The organism is Nonomuraea sp. NPDC049625 (assembly GCF_040675285.1).
GTDB lineage: Bacteria > Actinomycetota > Actinomycetes > Streptosporangiales > Streptosporangiaceae > Nonomuraea > Nonomuraea angiospora_A.
On sequence record NZ_JBFAOQ010000027.1, the window covers coordinates 58,799 to 79,949 of the forward strand.

The following is a 21,151-nucleotide window of genomic DNA, read 5'->3' on the forward strand; positions in this document are numbered from 1 at the left end:
CCGCCGTTCACGGACGATCGGTCTTGGACGTCAGCGTGGCCAGCGAGAGCAGCAGCGCGCTCTGGGCGAGCATGCCGGGGGCGAGCGGCGGCGCCTGGCCGACCGACTTGGTGAGCGCGTACCACCATTGGGTGAGCGGGGAGAGGGTGTCCCACGTGGGATCGGCCGCGCCCGCGCCGTGGTTGACGCTCACGTGCATGAAGACGCCGTACGCGGACGCGAGCAGCACGGCCAGCGCGACCACCCGTACGACGGTGACCGCCCGGGGAGTGTCGCGCAGCGCGAGCAGCACGAGCGCGAACCCCAGCAGCGCCAGTGCCACCCACGGGATCAGCTGCACCGGGCTCTGCCAGTGGCGTTCGAAGGCGAGCTCGAGGGCGGCGCCCATGATGCCGATCGCGACCAGCCCCAGAAGGCCGAGACGCACCACCGCGCGGCCCGTCGAGCGGGCAGCGGGCTTCACCGAGGTCGAGGTCGAGGTCGAGGCCATGCGGGACCACCGTCCGATACGAGAGAGGGGGGAATCTCCGGTCCCCTCAACGCTCTCCGGGATCCCTCAGAGCTTCCTGTGCGGATTCTGAAGATCTCGTGAGAATGACCGCCTCGAACATCCGCGCCAGCTCCGCCGCGTCCTCCTCGGCGTGATGCGTGTGCGGCAGCCCTTCGAGGCCCAGCCGCCGCTTCATGGTCCTCTTGCCCGTCTCCGACCACTGGCAGCCGGTCTGCCCCATCCAGTAGCTGCGCAGGTCGATACCCGAGCCGGTCACCCCGAACGGGCTCTTGCCGGTGAACCGTACGAAATACCAGTGCACGAACATCCCGTCCCACACCGCGGGCGCGGCCAGGAACACCGGGCGGCCGACCTTCCGCAGGCCGTCGACCCAGCGGGCGGCCGCCGTCATGGCCACCTCGGGCGCGGGGGCCTCGCGCAGCAGCCGGTCGCGGTCAAGACCCGAGACGGCCAGCGCCTCGGGCACGAAGTCGTCGGAGATCGGCCGCAGCTCCGTGTAGAAGGTCAGGCCGGGCCGCCCGGCCACGGCCATCCCCAGGGAGATCATGCTGTACGGGCCCGGGATCGGCCCGTCGGCCTCCACGTCCACGGCGACATACAGCTCAGGAAGTCGTGACACGGGTGAAAGCGTAGCTGCACGACATCTGCACCACATCCGCACACGGGGCTGGTGGATCCGGCGGGGCCGCACGCGGTGTGCTCGAGGAGCAGCCTAGTGGGGGAGGCGTCGCGTATGGACGAACCGATCGTGGATCCCGCCGCCTCCCGGCGGGAACGGCGGCGGATCCGCGGTGTCCGGATGCTGTTGCTCGGCCGCCGGGAGCCCGCGCCGCCGCCGTGGACGAGGCGCCTGCTCGCCGTCGCCGCGGGGGTCACGGGGCTGAGCGGCGCGCTGTTCGGCGCCGCGGCCCTCAGGACCGACCACGAGTCGGCGGGGATGGCGGGGCTGATGGTCTTCCTCGTCATGGTGCTCTACATCGGCGTCGCCCGGCCCGAGCCGGAGCGGAGGGGCGGCGAGCGTCACGTCCACCCCGCCGAGCTGGACTCCGAGGCGCTCACCCTGCTGGCCCGGGCCAGGCAGGCGATCCTGGAGGTGACCGACTCCCGGGTGAACCGCCTGGGGCTCCTCGACACCGTCGCCAACGACGTCGTGCTCCCCGAGCGGCTGTGGCACGTCGCCCGCCTCCTGCGTACGCAGACGGAGCTGCGGGCCGAGCAGGCCGAGGCGCGGGTGGAGCTGATGACGCCCGAGCTGGCCGCCGTGCTCGAACCCCAGCAGGAGGCCCTGCGCCGCTCCGTGGCGGCGGTCACCGAGCGGGTGTGGGAGCTGGAGGTGTACGCCGGCCGCGTCAAGGCGGCCGACTCGGCCCTGCGCGCCCAGGAGCTGCAGCGCAGCAACGACAGATATCGGGACCTGCTGGCGCAGACCGGCGACGCCGAGGGCCTGCGCGACCTGACCGAGCAGGCGGACACGCTGGCCAGGAGCCTGCGCGAGGCGGTCGAGGCGGGCCAGACGCTGGCCTCAGAAATCACGCCACTCGTCGAACCATGAGCCGGCCTCGCCCGAGGGCACGCCCGCCCGCGCCGCCAGCGCCATGAAGGCGTCGCCCGCCTCCTCCCGCCGCAACGTGTCGATCATCCCGTGCCGTCCGTCGAGGTCGTTGAGCCTCTCCACGAACTCCCGCAGCGTCTGCCTGGCGTCGGCCACCCCGCCCGGATCGTCGGCGCTCAGCCGCCCGATGGCTTCGGAGGCCGTCGTGTAGGCCCGGCACGCCGCCGCTCCCGCCCGCCGGTCGTCGTCGACCCAGTTGCGCAGCGGATTGTCGATGTTGGCGGCCAGCCATTTGTCCGACTTGGCGCCGCGCAACCGGACCCGCACCTCCGATCCCCGGTAGCGCTGCTTGATCGGCCCGCTCTGGCTGCTCCTGAGCGAGGCGACGCTGACGTGCCGCAGGGCGCCGCCGGGCGGGGGCAGCATCGACGCGTCGACCCCGTACGCGTCGATCAGCTCCAGCGTGTGCAGCTTGGGGAACGCGGTCGCGCCGACGAGCCCGCCGTACGAGCGGAGCCACTGGATCCGCAGCGACTCCAGCTCGGCGAGCCCGTCCAGCGCCGCGAGCCGCAGGTCGCCCGCCACCTCCATCGCCACCTCGCGCACGCCGCTCAGCCCGGCGGGGACGCCGGAGCGGGTCGTCACGCGGATCCACCGCCCGCCGGCGGCCGCAGTGACGAGCTCGGGCGGCGCCGCGTCCAGGCGCAGGCGGGTCAGGGTGGGCGGCAGGACGAGCCGGCGCGGCGAGTCTCCGGCGAACGTCAGATCGTTGAGATGCGTCCCGCCCAGCTCGACCTCGCCGGGCGGATCGGCCCAGTGCAGGCTGGTGATGATCGGCCGGGACGAGAGGGCGGCGGCGAGACCGCGGTCGGGCCCGGCCCAGGTCAGCGAGGTCACCCGGGGCAGCGCGTCCAGCCCGGCCCAGCGCACCTCGCCGTGGAGCTCCCGCAGGTCGAGCCCGGACACCATGGCCGGCCTGCGGATCCGCCGGCCGCCGAAGTCGGCCTCGATCTGCCCGGGAGCTGCGCTCTTGTAGGCGGCCTTGACCTCGTCGGGCACCCGCAGGTCCCAGTGCCGCTGCAGGACGACCTGCACGCCCAGGGCGGGCCATCCGCCGTACGCGCTGGTCGAGCGCGGAATGCCGGCGCTCACCGGCAGCGACCCGAGCCGGACGAAACCGGCGGGCAGCGGGGCGGCCGCGTCGACGGACAGGATCTGGGGGACACCCTCCCAGCTGTGGTGGTCGATGATCAGCGGGCGGGCCCCGCGCAGGTCGTCGAGCGCGGGCGCCGCGTCGGAGTGCCAGTCGAACACGCACACCGTCAGCTCGCCGCCCGCCGCCGTCACCTGGCACGCGCCGAAACCGCCGAGCGGCAGGGGCACGGCCACGACGTCACCGATCTCCAGCATGCCCGGCAGGCTAGCAACCGCGGGCGACAACCCCGTGGCAATGATCCCGCCCGCGCGGGATCATTGCCGCATGGACGTACTCGCGGCCGTCGCGGTGATCCTCGCGCTCGTGCTCAACGGCCTCATGGCAGGGGTCTACTTCGCGTTCTCGACGTCGGTGATGCCGGGCCTCGACGCCGTCGACAAGGAGCAGGCGGCAGCCGTCATGCGGAGCATCAACCAGAAGATCCTCAATCCGGCGTTCCTGTCCACGTTCACGCTGGCGCCGATCCTCGCGCTGGTCGCCGGGATCCTGCTGTTCGTGGCCGGGCCCGGCAGCCTGCCGGGCATCCTGGCCGTGGTGGGCGCCGTCGTCGCCTTCGCCGGCTCGATCATGGTGACGGGAGCGGTCAACGTCCCGCTGAACAACGCGATCGACGCGGGCGAGGTCGACTGGGCCGACTACCTGCCCCGCTGGACCCGCTTCAACACCGTGCGCGGCTGGGCCTGCGCGCTCACCGTCGTCCTCCTGGGCGCCGCGCTCTACGTCTGGGAGTGATCCGGCTTGTGCCGCTGGTAGTAGCGGGCGACGCGGATCCGGTTGCCGCAGAGCGTCGGTGAGCACCAGCGGCGGCGGGGGTGGGCCGGGAGGAAGAGCATCCGGCAGTCGGGTGCCTCGCAGGAGCGGACCTTGCCCACGTCGGGGTCCGTCAGCAGCTCCACGGCCGCCTCGGCGAGCTGCGTGAGCAGGCGGCTCACGTCCGTCCCGTCCCGCCGCGCGACGCTCGTGAAGACGACTCCCCGGGCCTCCAGCCGAGGGTACGGCGGGGAGAGCCGCAGGGCCTCGTTGATCGCCGCGATCGAGTCGGGCGGCGCGGGGACGGCCTGGCGGGCGGCGTCCAGGGCCGCTTCCACATGACCGCGCAGCCGGCGGACGGCGGCCAGGTCGGCGGCCGGGAAAGGCTCGCCGGGCAGGGTGAGGCGGTCCGACTGCCTGGCCAGCCAGTCGCCGAAGTCGGCGGTCCGGTCCAGGGCGTCGTGGTCGCGGGACCGTGTGTTGACCAGGTCCAGGGCCAGGGGCTCACCCGTCAGCAACTCCATGCCGCTAATGCTACATCCACGAGTTGACCCATTAGCTCCTGTCGGTCTATAACTAATGTGTCTTCGCAAGAAAGAGGCATGTGAGATGCGGATTCCAGACATCAGGCACGGGTTCGTGGACGTCGAGGGGGTCGAGGTCTTCTACCGGGAGGCGGGGCCGGAAGGCGGGGTCCCGCTGCTGTTGCTGCACGGGTTCCCGTCCGCGTCGCACCAGTACCGGCGGCTCATGGACGCCCTCGGCAGTCGCTATCGGGTGATCGCGCCCGACTATCCCGGATTCGGGCACACGCGGGTCCCCGACGGTTTCGCGTACTCCTTCGACCGGCTGGCCGACGTCGTCGAGGGGTTCGTGCGCGCGATCGGGCTCGGGCGGTTCGTGCTGTACGCGTTCGACTTCGGCGGGCCCGTCGGGTTCCGGGTGGCCGAGCGGCATCCCGAGTGGATCGCGGGGCTCATCGTGCAGAACGCCAACGCGTACGACGAAGGGCTGTCCGAGGTGGCGCGCCAGGCCGTCAAGGCGCCGTCCGGGGAGCTGTTCACGCTGCCGTTCACCCGCGGCCAGTACGAGGACGGCACGGCGGACCCGGCGCTCGTGGCGCCCGACGGATGGACGCTCGACCAGCACTTCCTGGACCTGCCGGGACGCAAGGAAGCGCAGCTGGCCCTCGCCCGCGACTACGCCGGGAACCTCGCGCGCTACCCGGCCTGGCAGGCATGGCTACGCCTGCATCGCCCGCCCACGCTGGTGCTCTGGGGGCGGGGAGACGCGATCTTCCTGGAGCCGGGCGCCCACGCGTACCGGCGGGACGTGCCCGAGGCGGAGGTGCACGTCTTCGACACCGGGCACTTCGCGCTGGAGGAGAAGCTCCCGGAGATCGCGCCGGTCATCGCGGACTTCCTGGAAAAGACGACCACGTGACGAAAGCCCCACGGTTACCCGTGGGGCCCGACGAGCGTGAACGAGAATCCGGCGCGGGCGCCGGTCCTCGTCACGTCAACCAGGAACGGCTATCGACGGCCGGGAGGACGGTCGTCTTCGTCGTCTCCGGCGCCATAGTCATCGGCGTAATCGGCATAGCGATCCGCCAGCTCATCGTTGAGGTCGTCGGCGTCGTCATTGCTGCTGGAGTCTCCGACCCCGAGTTCATCGCGAAGACGGTCAAGATCCGTGCCACCGCTGTTGTACTTCAGCTGGCGAGCAACCTTGACCTGCTTGGCCTTTGCTCGGCCGCGCCCCATTGGCTCGACCCCCTCGTGTGGGGTCGTCCCCGACCCCCTCGTCGCTAACGCACCACACACTGACGCCGCGTCTCTTTGGGCGTCAGCCTATCGTTCGCCTATTACCGTACCTGTTTTGTGCCCAGCTCGGTACGTCGTATGGGCGTGGGCCGTCAGCGGCCCAGCCAAATGCCCCTAATACGCCCGACTTCCGACATTCTGCGCTCGGCTAGCCTATCCGCTGCGACAGCGGGCGGAACGCCCTCATCGGCAGCGATTTGGAAGATCTTCAGGGTCGTGTCGTAGATCTGGGTGGCCTTCGATCTGGCTCGTTCCATGTCGAAGCCCTCGATCTCGTCCGCGACCTGGATCACGCCTCCCGAATTGACGACATAGTCGGGCGCGTAGAGGATGCCGCGCTCGGCGAGTTGCTTCTCGACCCCGGGGTGGGCGAGTTGGTTGTTGGCCCCGCCGCAGACGATCTTCGCCCGGAGCCTGGCGACCGTCGCGTCGTCGAGGGCGCCGCCGAGCGCGCACGGCGCGAACACGTCGAGGTCGGATCCGCTCAGCTCGGCAGCGTCGGCCACCACGTCGACCTCCGGATGGCGCAGGCGCACCCGCTCGACCGCCTTGGGGGCGACGTCGCAGATCACGACCTCGGCGCCGTCCTCGCGCAGGAGCTCGACCAGGCGGTGGCCCACCTTGCCGACCCCTTCGACGCCGACGCGCCTGCCGTGCAGCGACGGAGTGCCGTACACGCGCTCGGCCGAGGCCCGCATGCCCTGGAACACGCCGTACGCGGTCAGGATGGACGAATCCCCCGCCCCGCCGTAAGCCGGCGAGCGGCCGGTCACGAAGCGTGACTCGCGGGCGATGAGGTCCATGTCCTCGCTGTAGGTGCCCACGTCGCAGGCCGTGATGTAGCGCCCGCCGAGCGACTGCACGAACCTCCCGTACGCGCGCAGCAGAGCCTCGTTCTTGTCGTGGGCCGGGTCGCCGATGATGACGGCCTTGCCGCCGCCCAGGTCGAGCCCGGCCAGCGCGTTCTTGTAGGACATGCCCTTGGCGAGGTTGAGCACGTCGGCCAGGGCCGCGCTCTCGCTCTCGTACGGATAGAAGCGGGTGCCTCCCAGCCCAGGGCCCAGGGCCGTGTTGTGGATGGCGATGATGGCACGCAGGCCGCTCTGCTCGTCGGCGCAGAACACGACCTGCTCGTGGACGTCCTTTTGGGACGAACCGAAGACGTCGGTCACGGTAGTGACTCCCTGTCCGGTCCGCCGCACCTTTGCGACGGAGATCACCTCACAGCGTAGTAAGCCACAACGGTGCACGCAGGTTCGCTTCATGACACGATGCCTCCGTGCTGCCCTATGCCGCCTACCTCCGCGTCTATGAGCCACTGACCGCGTTCGCCGAACCCGAGCGCAAGGTGTGGGCCGACTACGCCGACTCACGGGACCGCCCGCGCCGCGCGAACGCGCTCAATGCGGAGCACGGCGAGTCGGTCATGCGCCTCCTCGGTATGCCCCCTCAACCCGTTCCCGCCCAGGAGAGCCCCAACGCCTATCTGCGGCGTGTTGAGGACCGTCTCTATGTCTGTCCCTGGCAAAGCCGTTTGCGCTCGTGGCTGGCGTTCTCAAGGCTGCGTGGCACCACTCCTGTGAAGCTGATGGACCATCTGGTGCCCAAGGCGATCGCGGACCAGGTGGCGGACGACTTCGACCGGTACAAGCGGCAGGCCGGTTCGTCCGCGTTGCGTACGCACATTCGCACCACGGCGTGGCATGTGCCGCCATCGTGGTTCGTGCCGTTTGATGGGAACGAGCGCTGGCTGGTGCTCGGCTCCGCCAACCCGGGACAGGACGTGACGACCGCTACCGGACGCAACCTCATCTACGTCACCTCCATGGCGCAGGCCAGGAGGCGGGCGGCCAGGGCGCTCAACGTGCTGCGCAGGCACCTGGGCGACGTGGCGGCCAACTTCGACGTGGAGGACGTCGCCAGGTGGCTGGAGGAGTTCCACCCGCACTCGCTGGTCGAGCTCGACTACGGCGGCCTCGTCCACCTCATGGACGACGACGCGTTGCAGGCGGACCAGTCGGTGGCCGAGCTGGCGGGCGCCCTGACGGGCCTGGACACGGGTCAAGAAGAACTTGCCTACGCCATGTACCAGAGGGTGATCCTCCGGTGGAAGTCAATGCAACAGCTGGAATCTGCCAACTGAGGCTCAATACGACCGTCTGACCTGCATGAGTAGGTCACGTCTCCCGGCTGCTCTCTTCTGCGAACTGAGTAGTTTGCCGTTTTCACTGCGATACCACGAACCGTGTCGCTAGAATCACCGAGCGTGACATCGCCGCGGGGGCGGGCAGTTGGGTCAAAGAAGGGCTCGCCAATCGCTCTGCGTGGCGGTATGGTCACATCGGGTGATGCCGCATATGGCTCAGAAAAGCCGCACGCTCTGTGCCATAGGGGGACATCCGTGACACGCGCAAAGGCAGTCACAGGATCGCTAAGCCGGTCCACACGGAGGAGAGGCCGCACAAATGTCAGCTCGTACACCCGAGGCCGAGCCACTGCTCACGCCCGCTGAGGTCGCGACCATGTTCAGGGTCGACCCCAAGACCGTTACGCGGTGGGCCAAGGCGGGTAAGTTGACGTCGATTCGAACCCTCGGCGGTCATCGGCGTTACCGGGAGACCGAGGTCCGGGCACTGCTCGCGGGGATTCCGCAGCAGCGCTCGGAGTAAGTGAGGGTCGTCACGGATCCTCAGGGGGGTTGAGGGTGAGCCAGGCCGACGGCCTGGTCCACCGTCGTGGCGACACAACGTCGCATGGGAGAGTTGGCGCCGCCCGCCCGGCGCCATCCTTCTCTCTATCTCTCTATTTGAGTCGTTCCAACAGCGTGGCCACGGCGCCGTCGTAGGCGGCGGCCACGCCGAGCAGCGCGACCATGTGATCGACGAGCATCTTTTCCAGCGTCGGTCGCTCTATGTCACGGTGCTCGAGCCAGTCGAGGCCGGCCGTCTCCACGGAGGCGATCCACGAGCGCAGGGTCGTGCGCAGCACCGGGCTGGCCTCATCGACCCGCATCTGCTTCAGGATGAGGCGGAAGAGACGCTGGCGTACGCCGTCGACGATCTCGCCGATCTCGCCCGCCCGGTTGGCGGGCCCCCCGCGCAGCAACGCGGCGAACCCGGCCGCGTGCTCCTCGACGAAGTCGAAGTAGCGCCTGAGCCCGGAGGCCAGCTCTTCCAGCGGCCTGCCGCCCTCATGGGGGCGAAGCCGGGACTCCAACTGCTCCGCCGCGCTCCTCAGCGCGGCCACGTAGAGCTCCTGCTTGCCACCGAAGTAGTGGTAGACCAGGGCCCGCGAAGCGCCCGCCGCCGAGGCCACGTCGTCGATCGAGACGTCTTCCGCGTCACGGGTGCTGAACAGCTCGAGCGCGGCCGCCATCAGCTCCTCGCGACGCCGGTCGACGCTGAGCCTGCGCCGCGCCGGCCGTGCCGTCTCGGCTGACTTCCCGGGTGTCACACCTGCACAGTAGCCGACGCCGTGCCGGCCGTTCCCCGGGTCAACCCGCGACGATTCCCTGAGTCAAACAGTGAGAAGGCCGTACCCTGCCGCGAACTCGATCGTTTGGTCAGACAGGTGCCCATATCCGCATCGCGGGGGAGACACATGTCAGGACCGCCCGTCAACACTTCAACCATTACCGAGCTCAGAGAGGTAGACACACTGCCTCGGCCCAGACCGACCATCCGCAACGTCGCCGAACGAGCCGGCGTCTCGAAATCGCTGGTCTCTCTCGTGCTGCGCGGATCCCCGCACGTGAGCGAGCACCGGCGCCAGGCCGTGCTGCAGGCCGCCCGCGAACTCGGCTACCGGCCGAACGCGGTCGCGCGAAGCCTGGTCGAAGGCCGTACGCATCTGGTGGGCGCGCTCGTCGCCGACCTGCACAATCCGTTCTACGCGGAGTTCCTCGACGGTCTGCAGGAGAGCCTGCACGGCGACGGCCTGCGCATGCTCATAGGGAACAGCCAGTGGGACCCGGCGTTCGAGGACGAGGCCGTCGAGGCCTTCCTCGAGCTCAGGGTGGACGGGCTGGTCCTCCTGGGGATCGCGCCGACCAGCGAGACGCTGATCGAGGCCACCGCCTACACCCCGACCGTCGTCGTAGGGGAACGTGACATCGAGCTCGACGGAGTCGACATCGTGGTCGACGACGACCAGCTCGGCGCTCGCCTGGCCATCGACCACCTGGTCGAACTCGGCCACAAGCGCATCGCGCACATCGAGGGCCGGCGCTCGTCGCGCTGCGAGGGCTACCTCGTGGCCATGCGCAGGCACTCGCTGGCGCCGTACATCATGGTCGAAGCCGCGGACTCGACCGAGGAGGGTGGCAGGGAGGCGGCAACGGCGCTGCTCACCCGCGACCCCAGGCCCACGGCGATCTTCGCCGCCAATGACGTGGTCGCGCTCGGCGTGCTCTCGGCCGCCAGCGACCTGGGCCTGCGAGTCCCGCAAGACCTCTCGGTGGTCGGCTACGACAACACGCACCTGTCGGCCTCCCACCACATCTCGCTCACCTCGGTCGACCAGCCCCGCCGCACCATGGGAAGGTCGGCGGCGGCGCTGCTGAGCGACCGGATCGGGGACCCCGCGAAGGTCTCGCGCCTGCGCGAGATCCGCCCCGAGCTGATCGTGCGACGCAGCACCGGTCCCGCTTAAAAGAGGATCAAGGCTGGGTCAAGCCGCGCGGAGACGTGGCCGCGCGGCTGTTTACTCGTCAGGGTCATGCTATTTGTGGCCGGATTCGATCCGGCCACGATCTGATCCGGGGGAACAGTCATGCGTGATCCGGAACTAGTGTCTTGCGCCCAGCGCGCGGCGGCCGAGCTCGAGCGCGCCTGGGGCCACTGGCGGGCGGGGAGGGGGCGGGGCGTCGACGGCGCCGCTGAGTCGGTCGCCAGTTACGTCGCCCACTCCCTCGACCACCCGTGGGGCCGGCCCCGCGTCGTCCTCGGGCTCGACGCCGAGGACGCGCGGGAGCTGGCCGCCCTGCTGGAGCGCCAGGAGATCGGCGAGCGTGTCTGGTGAAGGGCTAGGGGCCCGGCCAGGATGTAGCATTCCCCGCCACTCGCCGTAGTTGGCATAAGAAGGGCTTGAGCTCCGGGCTTGCCGTAAGTTGGATGCCATGCGTGCTCTGCCAGCCTCAGCTCTCGTTGTTTGCGGCCTGATCGCCTCCGCGTGTGGCGGCACCGGCACCGGTGGTGCCGCGGCAGGTCAGGCCGCTCCCGCGACCAGCGCGGAGCAGACCGCCGAGCAGACTCCCTCCGAGCAGACTCCCGCCAAGCAGTCCCCGCCCGACGCCAAGCCCATGGAGGGCAAGGTCGTCGTGATCGACCCGGGCCACAACGGCGGCAACTACCGCGACCCCGCGGCCGTCAACCGCAAGGTCAACGTGCTGACCAAGTGGAAGCCCTGCGACACGACGGGCACCCAGACCAACAGCGGCTACACCGAGGCCGCCTTCTCCTTCGACGTCTCCAAGCGGCTCGTCAAGATCCTCGAATCCCGTGGGGCCACGGTCAAGCTGACCAGGACGAGCAACGACGGTGTGGGCCCGTGCATCACCCAGCGGGCCGCCATCGGCAACAAGGCCCGCGCCGACGCGGCGATCTCCATCCACGGCGACGGCGCGGCCCCCGCCAACCACGGCTTCCACGTCATCATGCCGAAGAAGATCAACGGCCCCGTGGACAAGGTCGTGGGCGCCTCCAGCAGGCTCGGCATCGACGTGCGCAACGCGTTCGCCAAGGGCACGGGCCTGCCGTACTCCACCTACATCGGCCGCAACGCGCTCGACTACCGCAACGACCTCGGCGGCCTCAACCTGTCGACCGTGCCGAAGATCTTCATCGAGTGCGGCAACATGCGCAACGCCGCCGAGGCGGCCAAGTTCCAGGATCCCGGCTTCCGGCAGAAGATCGCGCTGGCGCTGGCGAACGGATTGCAGCACTATCTCGAAACATGATTCCTCGCCCAGAGCTGCTCAGCGATCTTTCCGGTTCCTTCGAGCTGACCTCGGGCGCGACCGTGTCCGGCGACCTGGTGGACGCCGTACGCCTCGCGCTTCCGCGGCTCGACCTGCGGCCCGGCGACGCCGGTGAGATCGACGTCCGGCGGGATCCGGCGCTCGGCGAGGAGGCGTACCGGCTGACGGTGGGTTCGCGGGGCGTGGAGATCGTGGCCGGCGGACGGGCCGGGGCCTTCTACGCGGCGCAGTCGCTGCACCAGTTGCTGCCCGCCGCCTCCTACCGGTTCTCCACCGGGGCCTCGTGGCTCGTTCCAGGGGTGCGGATCGAGGACGCGCCGCGCTTCGCCTGGCGCGGGCTGCACCTGGACGTGGCGCGGCACTTCTTCCCCAAGCGGGAGATCTTCCGCCTGCTCGACCTGATGGCGACGCACAAGCTCAACCGCCTCCACCTGCACCTGGTGGACGACCAGGGGTGGCGGGTGGAGAGCAGGGCGTACCCGCTGCTGCACCAGGTCTCCTCGCACCGGCCGCGTACGGCGTCCAACTACTGGCGGGAGCCGGACACATACGACGACCTGCCGCACGGGGGCTACTACACGCTCGACGACCTGGCCGAGATCGGCGCCTACGCCCGCGCCCGGTGCGTCACGGTCGTCCCCGAGATCGACGTGCCCGGGCACGCGTCGGCGATCCTGGCGGCGTACCCGTCGCTCGGGGCCACCGGGGAGCGGTACGACGTGCTCGACCGGTGGGGCATCTCCTCGGCGATCCTGTCGCCGCTGCCGCCGACCGTCGAGTTCCTGACCACGATCTTCGACGAGCTGATCGGGGCGCTGGGCGAGACGCCCTACGTGCACATCGGCGGTGACGAGGTCGTGCTGGACCATTGGGGCGAGTCCGCCGAGATCACCGCGTACCGCGACTCGCTCGGGCTGGCCACCTCCAACGACCTGCAGGCGTGGTTCCTGCGGCGGCTCGCGGACGCGCTGGCCGAGCGGGGCGCGCGGGCCGTGGTGTGGGACGAGGCGTTCGTCAGCGGCGGGCTGCGGGAGGACACCGTGGTCATGCCGTGGCGGGGCATGGGGGTGGGCCGCCGGGCCGCCGCGGCCGGGCACGACGTGGTGGCGACCCCGGTGTTCCCGCTGTACTTCGACTACGCGGAGGCCTCTTCGGCGGACGAGCCCATGGCCATCGGCGACGCCACCACAGTCTCGGACGTGGCCGCCTTCGACCCCGCGCCGGCCTCGTGGACGGAGGAGGAGCGCGCCCGGGTCCTGGGGGCCCAGGCGCAGCTCTGGACCGAGCGCGTGCCCGACGCCCGCACGGTCGACTACCGCCTGTGGCCGCGGGCGTGCGCGCTGGCGGAGATCGCGTGGGCCGGCCCCACGGACGGCTTCACGGGCGGCTTCGAGGGACGGCTGGAGGAGCACCTGGGGCGGCTGGACGCGCTCGGGGTGGAGTACCGCCCGCCGGCGGGGCCGCACCCTTGGCAGCGCCGGCGCCCGCACCGGCCGGGCGTGTTGCGCGTCCAGGAGGCGATGGCCCACATCGAAGGCATGACGCACGACGCGGAGTCGACCCGCCCCAGCGTGTGACTTACAGGGCCGGGCGGTCGTTGAGGATGCGCTGGAAGAGGCGGCAGGTCTGCCACCTGCCGTCGATCTCGAGGTAGCGGTCGGCGGTGCCGTACGGCTCGAACCCGGTCTTGACCAGCACGTTCTGCGAGGCCGCGTTGTCGAGCAGGACGCTGGCCGCGATCCGGTGCAGCCGCAGCTCCTCGTCGGCCATCCGGCACACCTCCCGCACGGCGCCGGTGGCCAGGCCGCGCCCGATGTAGCCGCCGTCCACCCAGTAGCCGAGGTCGGCGCTCAGCCAGGGGCCGCGGACGATGCCGCTGAGCGTCGCGCGGCCCACGATCTCCTCGCCGTCCGCGAGCACCCAGGCCATCGCCCGGCCCTGCGCCTGATCTTCGAGCAGGCCCTTGAGCCGCTTGGCCTGTCCGTCCGCGGTGAAGAACTCGTCAGGCCTGCGGGGCTCCCACCGCTTGAGGTGGTCGCGGTTGCGGTCGTAGGCGCGTACCAGGGCCTCGACGTCCTGTTCGTCGGCCGGGCGCAGGGTGATGCCGTCCGCTAGTGGTACCTCTTCGATCATTCGCCCCACGATAAGGGATTCAGGCGGTACGGCCGATGGCGTCCGTAATGGACTTGAGGCCGTGACGGCGCACGCGCCGGGAGAGCTGACGGTGGATGCGCGAGGCCCAGAGCGGGCCGCCGTAGACCCAGCCCGTGTAGCCCTGGACCAGGGTGGCCCCGGCGAGCAGGCGCTCCCAGACGTCGTCCACGTCCTCCACCCCGCCGACCGACACCAGCGTGAGCCGGTCGCCGACCCTGGCGCGCAGGCGCCTGAGCACCTCCAGCGAGCGGCCCTTGAGCGGGCGGCCCGACAGCCCGCCGGTCTCGCCGTCGTGCCTGATCGTGGTGTTGGTGGCGATGATGCCGTCCAGGCCCAGCTCCAGCGCCAGGTCGGCGACCGCGTCCACGTCCTCGTCCGCGAGGTCGGGCGCGATCTTCACCAGCAGGGGAGTGGTACGGGGCGTGCCGTCCGCCACCTCCTTGACCGCCGTGAGCAGCGGCCGCAGCAGCGAGACCGCCTGGAGGTTGCGCAGCCCCGGGGTGTTGGGCGAGCTGACGTTGACCACCAGGTAGTCGGCCAGCGGCGCGAGCTCCTTGGCGCTGGCCACGTAGTCGGCCACGGCCTCCGACTCGGGCACCACCTTGGTCTTGCCGATGTTCACCCCGACCACGACGGGGACGCCGCGAGCGCGGCGCAGCCTGCGGGCGGCGGCGGCCGCCCCGGCGTTGTTGAAGCCCATCCGGTTGATCACCGCGCGCTCTCCGACCAGCCTGAACAGGCGCGGGCGCGGGTTGCCCGGCTGGGCGTGCGCGGTGATCGTGCCGACCTCGACGTGGCCGAAGCCGAGCGCGGCGATGCCCTCGGCGCACGCGGCGTCCTTGTCGAACCCGGCGGCCAGGCCCAGCGGGCCTGGGAAGTGCACGCCGAACGCGGTCACCCGCAGGGCCGGGTCGCGGGGCGCGAGCGCGCGGAAGAGCAGCCGCTTGACCACGGGCAGCTTTGCGAGGAGCGCGAGGGCGCTCACGGTCTGATGGTGCACGGCCTCGGCGTCGAAACGCCGCAAGACCTGCGTGAACACGAGGCGATACATCACGGGTCAGGCTACCAATCCGGCCTCGTGGGCGATGATTGCGGCCTGCACGCGGTTGCGCACGCCGAGTCTGGTGAGGATGGCGCTCACGTACGCCTTCACCGTGCCCTCGACGATGTGCAGCTCGCGGGCGATCTCGGCGTTGGACATGCCCGCGCCGACCAGGGCGAGCACCTCGCGCTCCCGGTCGGTGAGCGGGCCGACGCGGTCGCGGGCCTGCGCCCCCTTGGTCATCTTTCCGCCCGCGAAGTGTGCGATCACCCGCTGGGCGACCCTGGGCGACAGGTACGCGGCCCCGTCGGCCACCGCGTGGATCCCGGCGATCAGCTCGCGCGGATCGCCCGACTTGAGCAGGAACCCGCTCGCCCCGATGTCGAGCGCCTTGGCGATGTAGTCGTCCTCCCCGAATGTGGTCAGCATCACCACGGCCGTGCCCGGCGCGACCCGGCGCATCTCGCTCGCCGCCCCCAGACCGTCGAGCCTGGGCATGCGGATGTCGAGCAGCGCCACGTCGGGGCGGTGGCTGATGGCCAGGTCGACGGCCTGCCTGCCGTCCCCGGCCTCGGCCACCACCTCAAGCGACGGGTCGGAGGCGAGGATGGCCTTGACCCCGGCCCGGATCATGGCCTCGTCGTCGGCCAGGAGTACGCGGATCACGCCCTCTATATTGCCGATATGGCACAGGTGAAGGTGTACGGGCGCAGGGATGTGTGGGCCGGACGGCAGCGGGAGATCTCGGATCTGGTGCAGTCGTGCCTGGTGAGCGCGTGGGGCGTGCCGCCGGAGAAGCGGTTCCACCGGTTCCTGCTGCTGGAGGAGGACGACTTCGTCTGCCCTGGGCGCAGTGACAATTACCTCATCATCGAGGTGATCTGCTTCACCGGGCGCAGCGACGACGCCAAGCGGGCGCTGATCAGGGAGATCTACGACAAATCCGGCTACGAGCCCGAGGACGTGGAGATCACGATCATCGAGATGCCCAAGGTGAACTGGGGGATCCGCGGGGTGCCCGCCGACGAGCTCACCCTCTCGTACAAGGTCGAGGTCTAGCTGACGGTATGGTCCGACTCATGAGCACTCACTATGACGTCGTCGTTCTCGGCGCGGGTCCCGGAGGGTATACGGCCGCCGTCCGCGCCGCCCAGCTCGGACTGCGCGCTGCGGTCGTCGAGGAGAAGTACTGGGGTGGCGTCTGCCTGAACGTGGGCTGCATCCCGTCCAAGGCGCTGCTGCGCAACGCCGAACTGGCCCACATCTTCAACAACGAGGCCAAGACGTTCGGCATCAGTGGCTCGGTCACCTTCGACTACGGAGCGGCCTTCCAGCGCAGCCGCAAGGTGGCCGACGGTCGGGTCAAGGGCGTTCACTACCTGATGAAGAAGAACGCCATCACGGAGTACGACGGCCGCGGCACGTTCCTGGACGCGAACACGATCCAGGTGAACGGCGAGACGATCACGTTCTCCCACTGCATCATCGCGGCGGGCGCGACCACCCGGCTGATCCCGGGCACGCGGCTTTCCGAGCGTGTGGTGACGTACGAGGAGCAGATCCTCACCGAGGAGCTGCCGGAGAGCATCATCATCGCGGGCGCGGGCGCCATCGGGGTGGAGTTCGCGTACGTGCTGCACAACTACGGCGTCAAGGTGACGATCGTGGAGTTCCTCGACCGGGTGGTGCCGCTGGAGGACGAGGAGGTGTCGGCCGAGCTGGCCAAGCGCTACAAGCGGCTCGGCATCGAGGTGCTGACCTCGACCCGCGTGGACGCCATCGAGGACACCGGCGCCTCCGTCAAGGTCACCGTCACCCGCGGCGGCGAGACCCGGGTGCTCGAGGCCGACAAGGTGCTGCAGGCCATCGGGTTCCAGCCGCGCGTCGAGGGCTACGGCCTGGAGAAGACGGGCGTGGCGCTGACCGACCGGGGCGCCATCGCGGTCGACGGGCGCTGCCGCACGAACGTGCCGCACATCTTCGCCATCGGCGACGTCACCGCCAAGCTGATGCTGGCGCACGCCGCGGAGTCCATGGGCATCATCGCCGCCGAGACGATCGCCGACGCGGAGACCATGGAGCTCGACTATGTGATGATCCCGCGGGCCACGTACTGCCAGCCGCAGGTGGCCAGCTTCGGCTACACCGAGGCGCAGGCGCGCGACCTGGGCTACGACGTGAAGGTGGCGAAGTTCCCCTTCACGGCCAACGGCAAGGCGCACGGCCTGGGCGACTCGGCCGGCTTCGTCAAGATCATCAGCGACAACACGCACGGCGAGCTGCTCGGCGCCCACCTGATCGGGCCCGAGGTCACCGAGCTGCTGCCGGAGCTGACCCTGGCCCAGCAGTGGGACCTGACCGTGCACGAGGTCGCCCGCAACGTCCACGCGCACCCGACGCTCGGCGAAGCGGTCAAGGAAGCCATCCACGGCCTCGCCGGCCACATGATCAACATGTGACCCTACGCGAAAGCACGGTCCTCACCTGGGAGGCGCTACGCGCCGGGCCCTGCCTCCCAAGGGGGCGAGCCCCTTTCGATCCCCCCCAAAGGCGCGGTCCTCGCTGACGCTCGGGCGTGCTGATGGGGGATCGGGGCTTCGCCCCGATCCCCGGCGGCCACCTCGCGCTCCCCCGGCTGTGGGCCGCGTCTCCCATGGGTGATTTCGTTCGGTGAGGAGTAGCAGCAGCGTTTGACGGTCGGTTTGAACAGCGCTCGAGGCCCGATTGGGCCAGGAAAATCAGTGAGAAGCAACAGCGCCCCTTCGCCTGTTCGGCCGCCCGTATCGCGGTCAACGTGGCCGATCTTGGCAAGCTGCTTGCCGATCATTGCGGCGCTGCCCGCTGGTGCCAGGCGGCGCGCTCAGGACGCTGGTCGATGAGCCCGATATCAAGGGCGGCGCATTGCCGCTGCAGTGCCGCGGCTCTGTCCTTGCAGATCGCCCCCGCCTGACCGACGCCCGGGAGGCTATCCGAATTCGTCCTGCCCGGGAGCGCTCCAGGTCGGTGCCGAATCACACCGCCGCCGCCCGCACAACGCCCCGACACCGTCAAGGTAAAGCTTGACCAGGTCAGGAGCTACTGGGCCGATCAATGGCGAGCGAACGCCAACGATCAAGGACCAGCGGCCGGTACGACCTGGCCCGAGAACTGAACGGCACCGGGGACGGGCAGGCGCCTGCTCCTGGTGCCACCGTGACTGTGTGTCGCTTGCTGGGTCTTACTTGTCGGCTGGCACGTACACCAGTTCGAGGATTCCGGACGGGAAGGCCGTGCTTTTCACCAAGCGCAGGTTCACAGCCTGATCCAGCTCGGGGAACAGCGGCGCGCCCTTGCCGGTGACGGCGGGCAGCACCCACAGCCGGTACTCGTCGACCACGCCGAGCTTGATCAGGGAGTGCATGAACGCGGTGCCGCCGGCGGCGACGAGGTCCTTGCCGGGCTCGGCCTTGAGCCTGGCGATCTCCTCCGCCGTGTCACCGCCGGCGATCCGGGTCTCGGGCCAGTCGTCGGCCGATTTCAGGGTGCGGGAGAACACGACCTTGGGGATCTCGTTCATGGCCTTGGCAGAGGGGTGGTCGGAGGTGGGCCAGTATCCGGCCATGATCTCGTAGGTGTTGCGGCCCATGAGGAAGGCCCCGGCCTCCCACAGCCGGCTGACAAAGTACTCCTCCTGCTTCGGGTCGTCGATGCTCATCATGACGTCCCGGATTCCGTTGTCCCCGTCAGCGCTCTTGCCGTCGAGCGAGACGTAAAAACCCAGAATCAACTTCCGCATCGGGTGCCTCCATGTGTTTCTTCCCACGCCGGGACGGTCCCAGCACGGGCCCAACACCCCCAGGGGGGCGCTTGCATGAGCTCCGATCGGCGTCCACCGCTCGATCAGCTCGTGCTCAGTGATTGGTCACTCGCACACTCAGACCGCCGGTTACCTCAAAACTCATCGCGCTCAGCGCCATCGATACCGCTCACTCGCAGCAGCAGGAAGCTGCTCCCGGCGGCGGCACGGTCGCGGCGCGACCGGAGCAGGCTGGGCCGCAGGTCCTGCACGGTGGCCACGAACATAGCCGCAGAGCGTAGCCGGGCGCCGGGACGGTCAGGCAGCAACCAAAGTCGCGTTTCCGAGGTGACCTAAGTGGCCACGGTCCGGCCGCCCGGCAGTAGCGGCCGTGCCGGCCCGGCCCTGCCCATTGCGTCTCGGGTGTGACGGTGCCCCGAAGCCGGATTGGTGGGGGCGACTTCCTTAAGGGGCGGCTCTCAACAGATATGCCGCGACGGGTATATTCGCAATGGCTGCCAGATTCAGAAAGCCGATGCATGAATGCGATGATCAGTCAAGCGGAAGGGTGCTCGGGGGGCAGCATGGACTGAAGATGCTCGCGTGCTACGCGAATATCCGAAATGCGCTCCCATTTGGCCGATGCTGCAATGATCTCTTTCGCTCGTGCATTCACGCGAGCAGAGCTGATGAAGGGTAGTGCTCGGGTGAGGTTCTGCATGTATTGGCCTACAAGTGCTGGTTTTCCCGCTCGTATAGCTGTCTGTGCTTGCCGGCCGAGATATTGAGCATGAAAGAGCGGTGACCATTGCCCCATGGCCTGAGCTGCTTCGTGCAGGAGCCGGTCGGCCTCGTTGTACTGGCCCAGCTGGCTTAAGCCGATGGCCACATCGCCGCCGAGAGCAGCCTCGGCGAACGGACTCAGCCCGCGAGTGTCCAAGGCTCGATCCAGGGATTCGCGAGCTTCCCTCTGATTCCCCTTGATGCCCGCCAGCGCACGCCCCAGCCGCATATGCAGGCTGGACAGGCGGCTTGGGGAAAGGTCGGCGATTCGTAGTCCGCGCTGGGCATACTTCACCGCTCGGAACTGGTCGCCGCGATAGAGGCTGACGCGGCTCAGCGCGTCATAGGCCCGCGCCCGCGCTGACGGATCCCCGGCATGGTGCGCCAGTTCGAGAGCGATCACGCCGGCATGCTCCGCCTGGGGAAGCCTGCCGGCGTCATACAGAGCGATGCTGGCCTGGTACAGCAGATCCGATGTCGCCGCTTGCAGATCGCAGCCAAGAGAGCTGGCTCGAAGGCCGTCTATTTGCTTCACATGGCCCAGGGCGCGGGCCGTGAGGGGTAGCCCTCCAAGTTCGTAGCGGCCTCGCGCCATACTGCCGGCCAGTGCTCGCACGTAGTCGGGATCAAGATAAGGGTTTGAGCTGGCAGCGGACGGGACGAACACGACTGATGCCGCGGCTGCCAGGAACTCCCTGCGCTCCACAGGTCCCTCCACAGAAGGCGTAAATCGCACCTCCCAGCCGACACGCGCAAGCAACTCCTTTGCCTTGGCCAGGCCCGTATCGGCGACACCTCGGCACACGCGAGAGATCCATGCTTGCGACACACCTAACTCATGGCCGAGCTGGGCTTGGGTCCAGCCGCGTTCTTGCATGATCGCCATGAGGGCTTCGGGGAGTGTCCGAACTTCCACTAGCTGAGTTTATAGCGGAGAGGTATTAGCCAAATAGTGCCCTATACCTCTGAAGAATACCCGCGCTGGCGTCGTGGAAACGGTTGGGGAAACCTGGCCGTCGGCCGGTGAACTACATCAGATCTATTCCCGTGACGCGACGACGGAGGCGAACGGTGCGACTCGAGCTTGACGAGCTGGCGGAGAAGCTGGCCGCGCAGGAGGCGACGCAATGAGCGCTCGGGCCGAGGGCAGGCAGGAACCGAGGACCAGAGCGCCCGAGATCGGATGGAAGCCGTCCCCTGGTTCCATGACCTGCGAGAAGGGCTGGGTCGGCGCTCGAATGCTGTTCTCGATCATCGACGAGCGCTACAAGCTGACACTGCATCATCGGCTCCCCGGGCGTGACGGTCTCCCGATGGGCAGTGAGACGTTCGAGGTGAATGGCAGCACGTCCATGGAGCAGGCGCGCACCAAGGCGCACGAGCGTGCGCATGCGATCTGGGTGGAATTCCTGCGCGATGTCGTAGCGCCTCGGGCAGAGGCGAAACGGGCATCCTAGACGCCCCGGCTATGTGAGCCTGGCCGCCACGCAGTCGGGTGCTCAAAGTCCGCGACCAGCCGGCCAGACGGGATCGGCTGTAACGGTTTGCTGCCCCGGCCAAGGGATGTG

Annotated in this window: 25 protein-coding genes; 12 read left to right on the forward strand and 13 right to left on the reverse strand. The window is 69.3% G+C overall.

The annotated features are described in order from the left end of the window. Nucleotides 1-7: 7 nt before the first annotated feature. Nucleotides 8-490, reverse strand: a complete 483-nt coding sequence (locus AB0J87_RS58795) for a hypothetical protein (RefSeq protein ID WP_363983924.1) — start codon at nt 488-490, stop codon at nt 8-10. A 46-nt stretch (nt 491-536) separates the two neighbouring features. Further along, nucleotides 537-1,130, reverse strand: coding sequence for an exonuclease (locus AB0J87_RS58800; protein WP_363983926.1), 594 nt, complete (start codon nt 1,128-1,130; stop codon nt 537-539). A 114-nt stretch (nt 1,131-1,244) separates the two neighbouring features. Here AB0J87_RS58800 and AB0J87_RS58805 point away from each other — a divergent pair, with 114 nt between their 5' ends. Continuing rightward, entirely contained in the window at nt 1,245-2,063 is an 819-nt protein-coding gene (locus AB0J87_RS58805; protein ID WP_363983928.1) for a hypothetical protein, read from the forward strand. Here the strand turns inward: AB0J87_RS58805 and AB0J87_RS58810 are convergent. Then, nucleotides 2,034-3,473 (reverse strand): hypothetical protein, encoded by a 1,440-nt coding sequence (locus tag AB0J87_RS58810; RefSeq protein ID WP_363983930.1) that lies wholly within the window; start codon nt 3,471-3,473, stop codon nt 2,034-2,036. The two genes, AB0J87_RS58805 and AB0J87_RS58810, sit on opposite strands and share 30 nt — an antisense overlap. A 70-nt stretch (nt 3,474-3,543) precedes the next feature. On the opposite strand from AB0J87_RS58810, the gene AB0J87_RS58815 reads away from it, so the two are divergent. Next, on the forward strand, nt 3,544-4,011 hold the full coding sequence (locus tag AB0J87_RS58815) for an anthrone oxygenase family protein (protein ID WP_363983932.1): 468 nt from the start codon (nt 3,544-3,546) through the stop codon (nt 4,009-4,011). Here AB0J87_RS58815 and AB0J87_RS58820 read toward each other — a convergent pair. Further along, complete coding sequence (locus AB0J87_RS58820) at nt 3,996-4,553, reverse strand: ABATE domain-containing protein (RefSeq protein ID WP_363983934.1); 558 nt, start codon at nt 4,551-4,553, stop codon at nt 3,996-3,998. The genes AB0J87_RS58815 and AB0J87_RS58820 overlap by 16 nt on opposite strands. A gap of 85 nt (nt 4,554-4,638) precedes the next feature. Here AB0J87_RS58820 and AB0J87_RS58825 point away from each other — a divergent pair, with 85 nt between their 5' ends. Next, entirely contained in the window at nt 4,639-5,472 is an 834-nt protein-coding gene (locus AB0J87_RS58825) for an alpha/beta hydrolase (RefSeq protein WP_363983936.1), read from the forward strand. An 89-nt stretch (nt 5,473-5,561) separates the two neighbouring features. Here the strand turns inward: AB0J87_RS58825 and AB0J87_RS58830 are convergent, their stop codons facing one another. Next, nucleotides 5,562-5,792: a DUF3073 domain-containing protein gene (locus tag AB0J87_RS58830; RefSeq protein WP_350737475.1), complete on the reverse strand. Its 231-nt coding sequence runs from the start codon at nt 5,790-5,792 to the stop codon at nt 5,562-5,564. Between the two features lie 152 nt (nt 5,793-5,944). Next, on the reverse strand, nt 5,945-7,024 hold the full coding sequence (locus AB0J87_RS58835; RefSeq protein WP_363983938.1) for a Glu/Leu/Phe/Val dehydrogenase: 1,080 nt from the start codon (nt 7,022-7,024) through the stop codon (nt 5,945-5,947). Between the two features lie 107 nt (nt 7,025-7,131). Here AB0J87_RS58835 and AB0J87_RS58840 point away from each other — a divergent pair, with 107 nt between their 5' ends. Together AB0J87_RS58840 and bldC are read left to right on the forward strand one after the other, a co-directional pair. Next, nucleotides 7,132-7,995, forward strand: coding sequence for a hypothetical protein (locus AB0J87_RS58840; RefSeq protein ID WP_350737470.1), 864 nt, complete (start codon nt 7,132-7,134; stop codon nt 7,993-7,995). Between the two features lie 322 nt (nt 7,996-8,317). Then, nucleotides 8,318-8,521: a developmental transcriptional regulator BldC gene (bldC, locus tag AB0J87_RS58845; protein WP_013133571.1), complete on the forward strand. Its 204-nt coding sequence runs from the start codon at nt 8,318-8,320 to the stop codon at nt 8,519-8,521. A gap of 133 nt (nt 8,522-8,654) precedes the next feature. On the opposite strand, the gene AB0J87_RS58850 is transcribed toward bldC, so the two are convergent. Further along, nucleotides 8,655-9,305: a TetR/AcrR family transcriptional regulator gene (locus tag AB0J87_RS58850; RefSeq protein ID WP_350737468.1), complete on the reverse strand. Its 651-nt coding sequence runs from the start codon at nt 9,303-9,305 to the stop codon at nt 8,655-8,657. Nucleotides 9,306-9,452: 147 nt separating this feature from the next. Here AB0J87_RS58850 and AB0J87_RS58855 point away from each other — a divergent pair, with 147 nt between their 5' ends. From AB0J87_RS58855 to AB0J87_RS58870, 4 genes are all read left to right on the forward strand, one after another. After that, nucleotides 9,453-10,502, forward strand: a complete 1,050-nt coding sequence (locus tag AB0J87_RS58855; protein ID WP_350737465.1) for a LacI family DNA-binding transcriptional regulator — start codon at nt 9,453-9,455, stop codon at nt 10,500-10,502. A 120-nt stretch (nt 10,503-10,622) separates the two neighbouring features. Continuing rightward, nucleotides 10,623-10,871 carry a hypothetical protein gene (locus AB0J87_RS58860; RefSeq protein ID WP_185069048.1) on the forward strand — a complete coding sequence of 83 codons (249 nt, stop codon included), beginning with the start codon at nt 10,623-10,625 and terminating at the stop codon, nt 10,869-10,871. A gap of 97 nt (nt 10,872-10,968) precedes the next feature. After that, entirely contained in the window at nt 10,969-11,808 is an 840-nt protein-coding gene (locus AB0J87_RS58865; RefSeq protein WP_363983942.1) for an N-acetylmuramoyl-L-alanine amidase, read from the forward strand. After that, on the forward strand, nt 11,805-13,406 hold the full coding sequence (locus tag AB0J87_RS58870) for a beta-N-acetylhexosaminidase (protein WP_363983944.1): 1,602 nt from the start codon (nt 11,805-11,807) through the stop codon (nt 13,404-13,406). Before AB0J87_RS58865 ends, AB0J87_RS58870 begins: the two co-directional genes overlap by 4 nt. 1 nt (nt 13,407) lies before the next feature. Here AB0J87_RS58870 and AB0J87_RS58875 read toward each other — a convergent pair whose 3' ends face one another. Genes AB0J87_RS58875 through AB0J87_RS58885 form a run of 3 tightly spaced genes read right to left on the reverse strand, consistent with a single transcriptional unit; the run spans nt 13,408 to nt 15,691 of the window. After that, nucleotides 13,408-13,962 (reverse strand): GNAT family N-acetyltransferase, encoded by a 555-nt coding sequence (locus AB0J87_RS58875; RefSeq protein ID WP_363983946.1) that lies wholly within the window; start codon nt 13,960-13,962, stop codon nt 13,408-13,410. Nucleotides 13,963-13,981: 19 nt separating this feature from the next. Next, nucleotides 13,982-15,034 carry a quinone-dependent dihydroorotate dehydrogenase gene (locus AB0J87_RS58880; RefSeq protein WP_363983948.1) on the reverse strand — a complete coding sequence of 351 codons (1,053 nt, stop codon included), beginning with the start codon at nt 15,032-15,034 and terminating at the stop codon, nt 13,982-13,984. A 6-nt stretch (nt 15,035-15,040) separates the two neighbouring features. Next, nucleotides 15,041-15,691, reverse strand: a complete 651-nt coding sequence (locus tag AB0J87_RS58885) for a response regulator transcription factor (protein ID WP_350737450.1) — start codon at nt 15,689-15,691, stop codon at nt 15,041-15,043. A gap of 18 nt (nt 15,692-15,709) precedes the next feature. Between AB0J87_RS58885 and AB0J87_RS58890 the strand changes: the two genes are divergently transcribed. Together AB0J87_RS58890 and lpdA are read left to right on the forward strand one after the other, a co-directional pair. Next, complete coding sequence (locus AB0J87_RS58890; protein WP_363983950.1) at nt 15,710-16,084, forward strand: tautomerase family protein; 375 nt, start codon at nt 15,710-15,712, stop codon at nt 16,082-16,084. Between the two features lie 20 nt (nt 16,085-16,104). Continuing rightward, entirely contained in the window at nt 16,105-17,484 is a 1,380-nt protein-coding gene (gene lpdA, locus AB0J87_RS58895) for a dihydrolipoyl dehydrogenase (protein ID WP_355207656.1), read from the forward strand. 758 nt (nt 17,485-18,242) lie between these two features. Here the strand turns inward: lpdA and AB0J87_RS58900 are convergent. The 3 genes from AB0J87_RS58900 to AB0J87_RS58910 form a co-directional block, all read right to left on the reverse strand. Beyond that, the gene (locus AB0J87_RS58900) at nt 18,243-18,800 is read right to left on the reverse strand and encodes a dihydrofolate reductase family protein (protein WP_363983952.1); all 558 of its coding nucleotides are present in this window, start codon (nt 18,798-18,800) and stop codon (nt 18,243-18,245) included. Nucleotides 18,801-18,955: 155 nt separating this feature from the next. After that, nucleotides 18,956-19,087: a hypothetical protein gene (locus tag AB0J87_RS58905; RefSeq protein WP_363983954.1), complete on the reverse strand. Its 132-nt coding sequence runs from the start codon at nt 19,085-19,087 to the stop codon at nt 18,956-18,958. A gap of 269 nt (nt 19,088-19,356) precedes the next feature. Then, entirely contained in the window at nt 19,357-20,469 is a 1,113-nt protein-coding gene (locus tag AB0J87_RS58910; RefSeq protein WP_363983956.1) for a helix-turn-helix transcriptional regulator, read from the reverse strand. 319 nt (nt 20,470-20,788) lie between these two features. On the opposite strand from AB0J87_RS58910, the gene AB0J87_RS58915 reads away from it, so the two are divergent. Continuing rightward, the gene (locus tag AB0J87_RS58915) at nt 20,789-21,040 is read left to right on the forward strand and encodes a hypothetical protein (protein ID WP_363983958.1); all 252 of its coding nucleotides are present in this window, start codon (nt 20,789-20,791) and stop codon (nt 21,038-21,040) included. Nucleotides 21,041-21,151 lie beyond the last annotated feature (111 nt).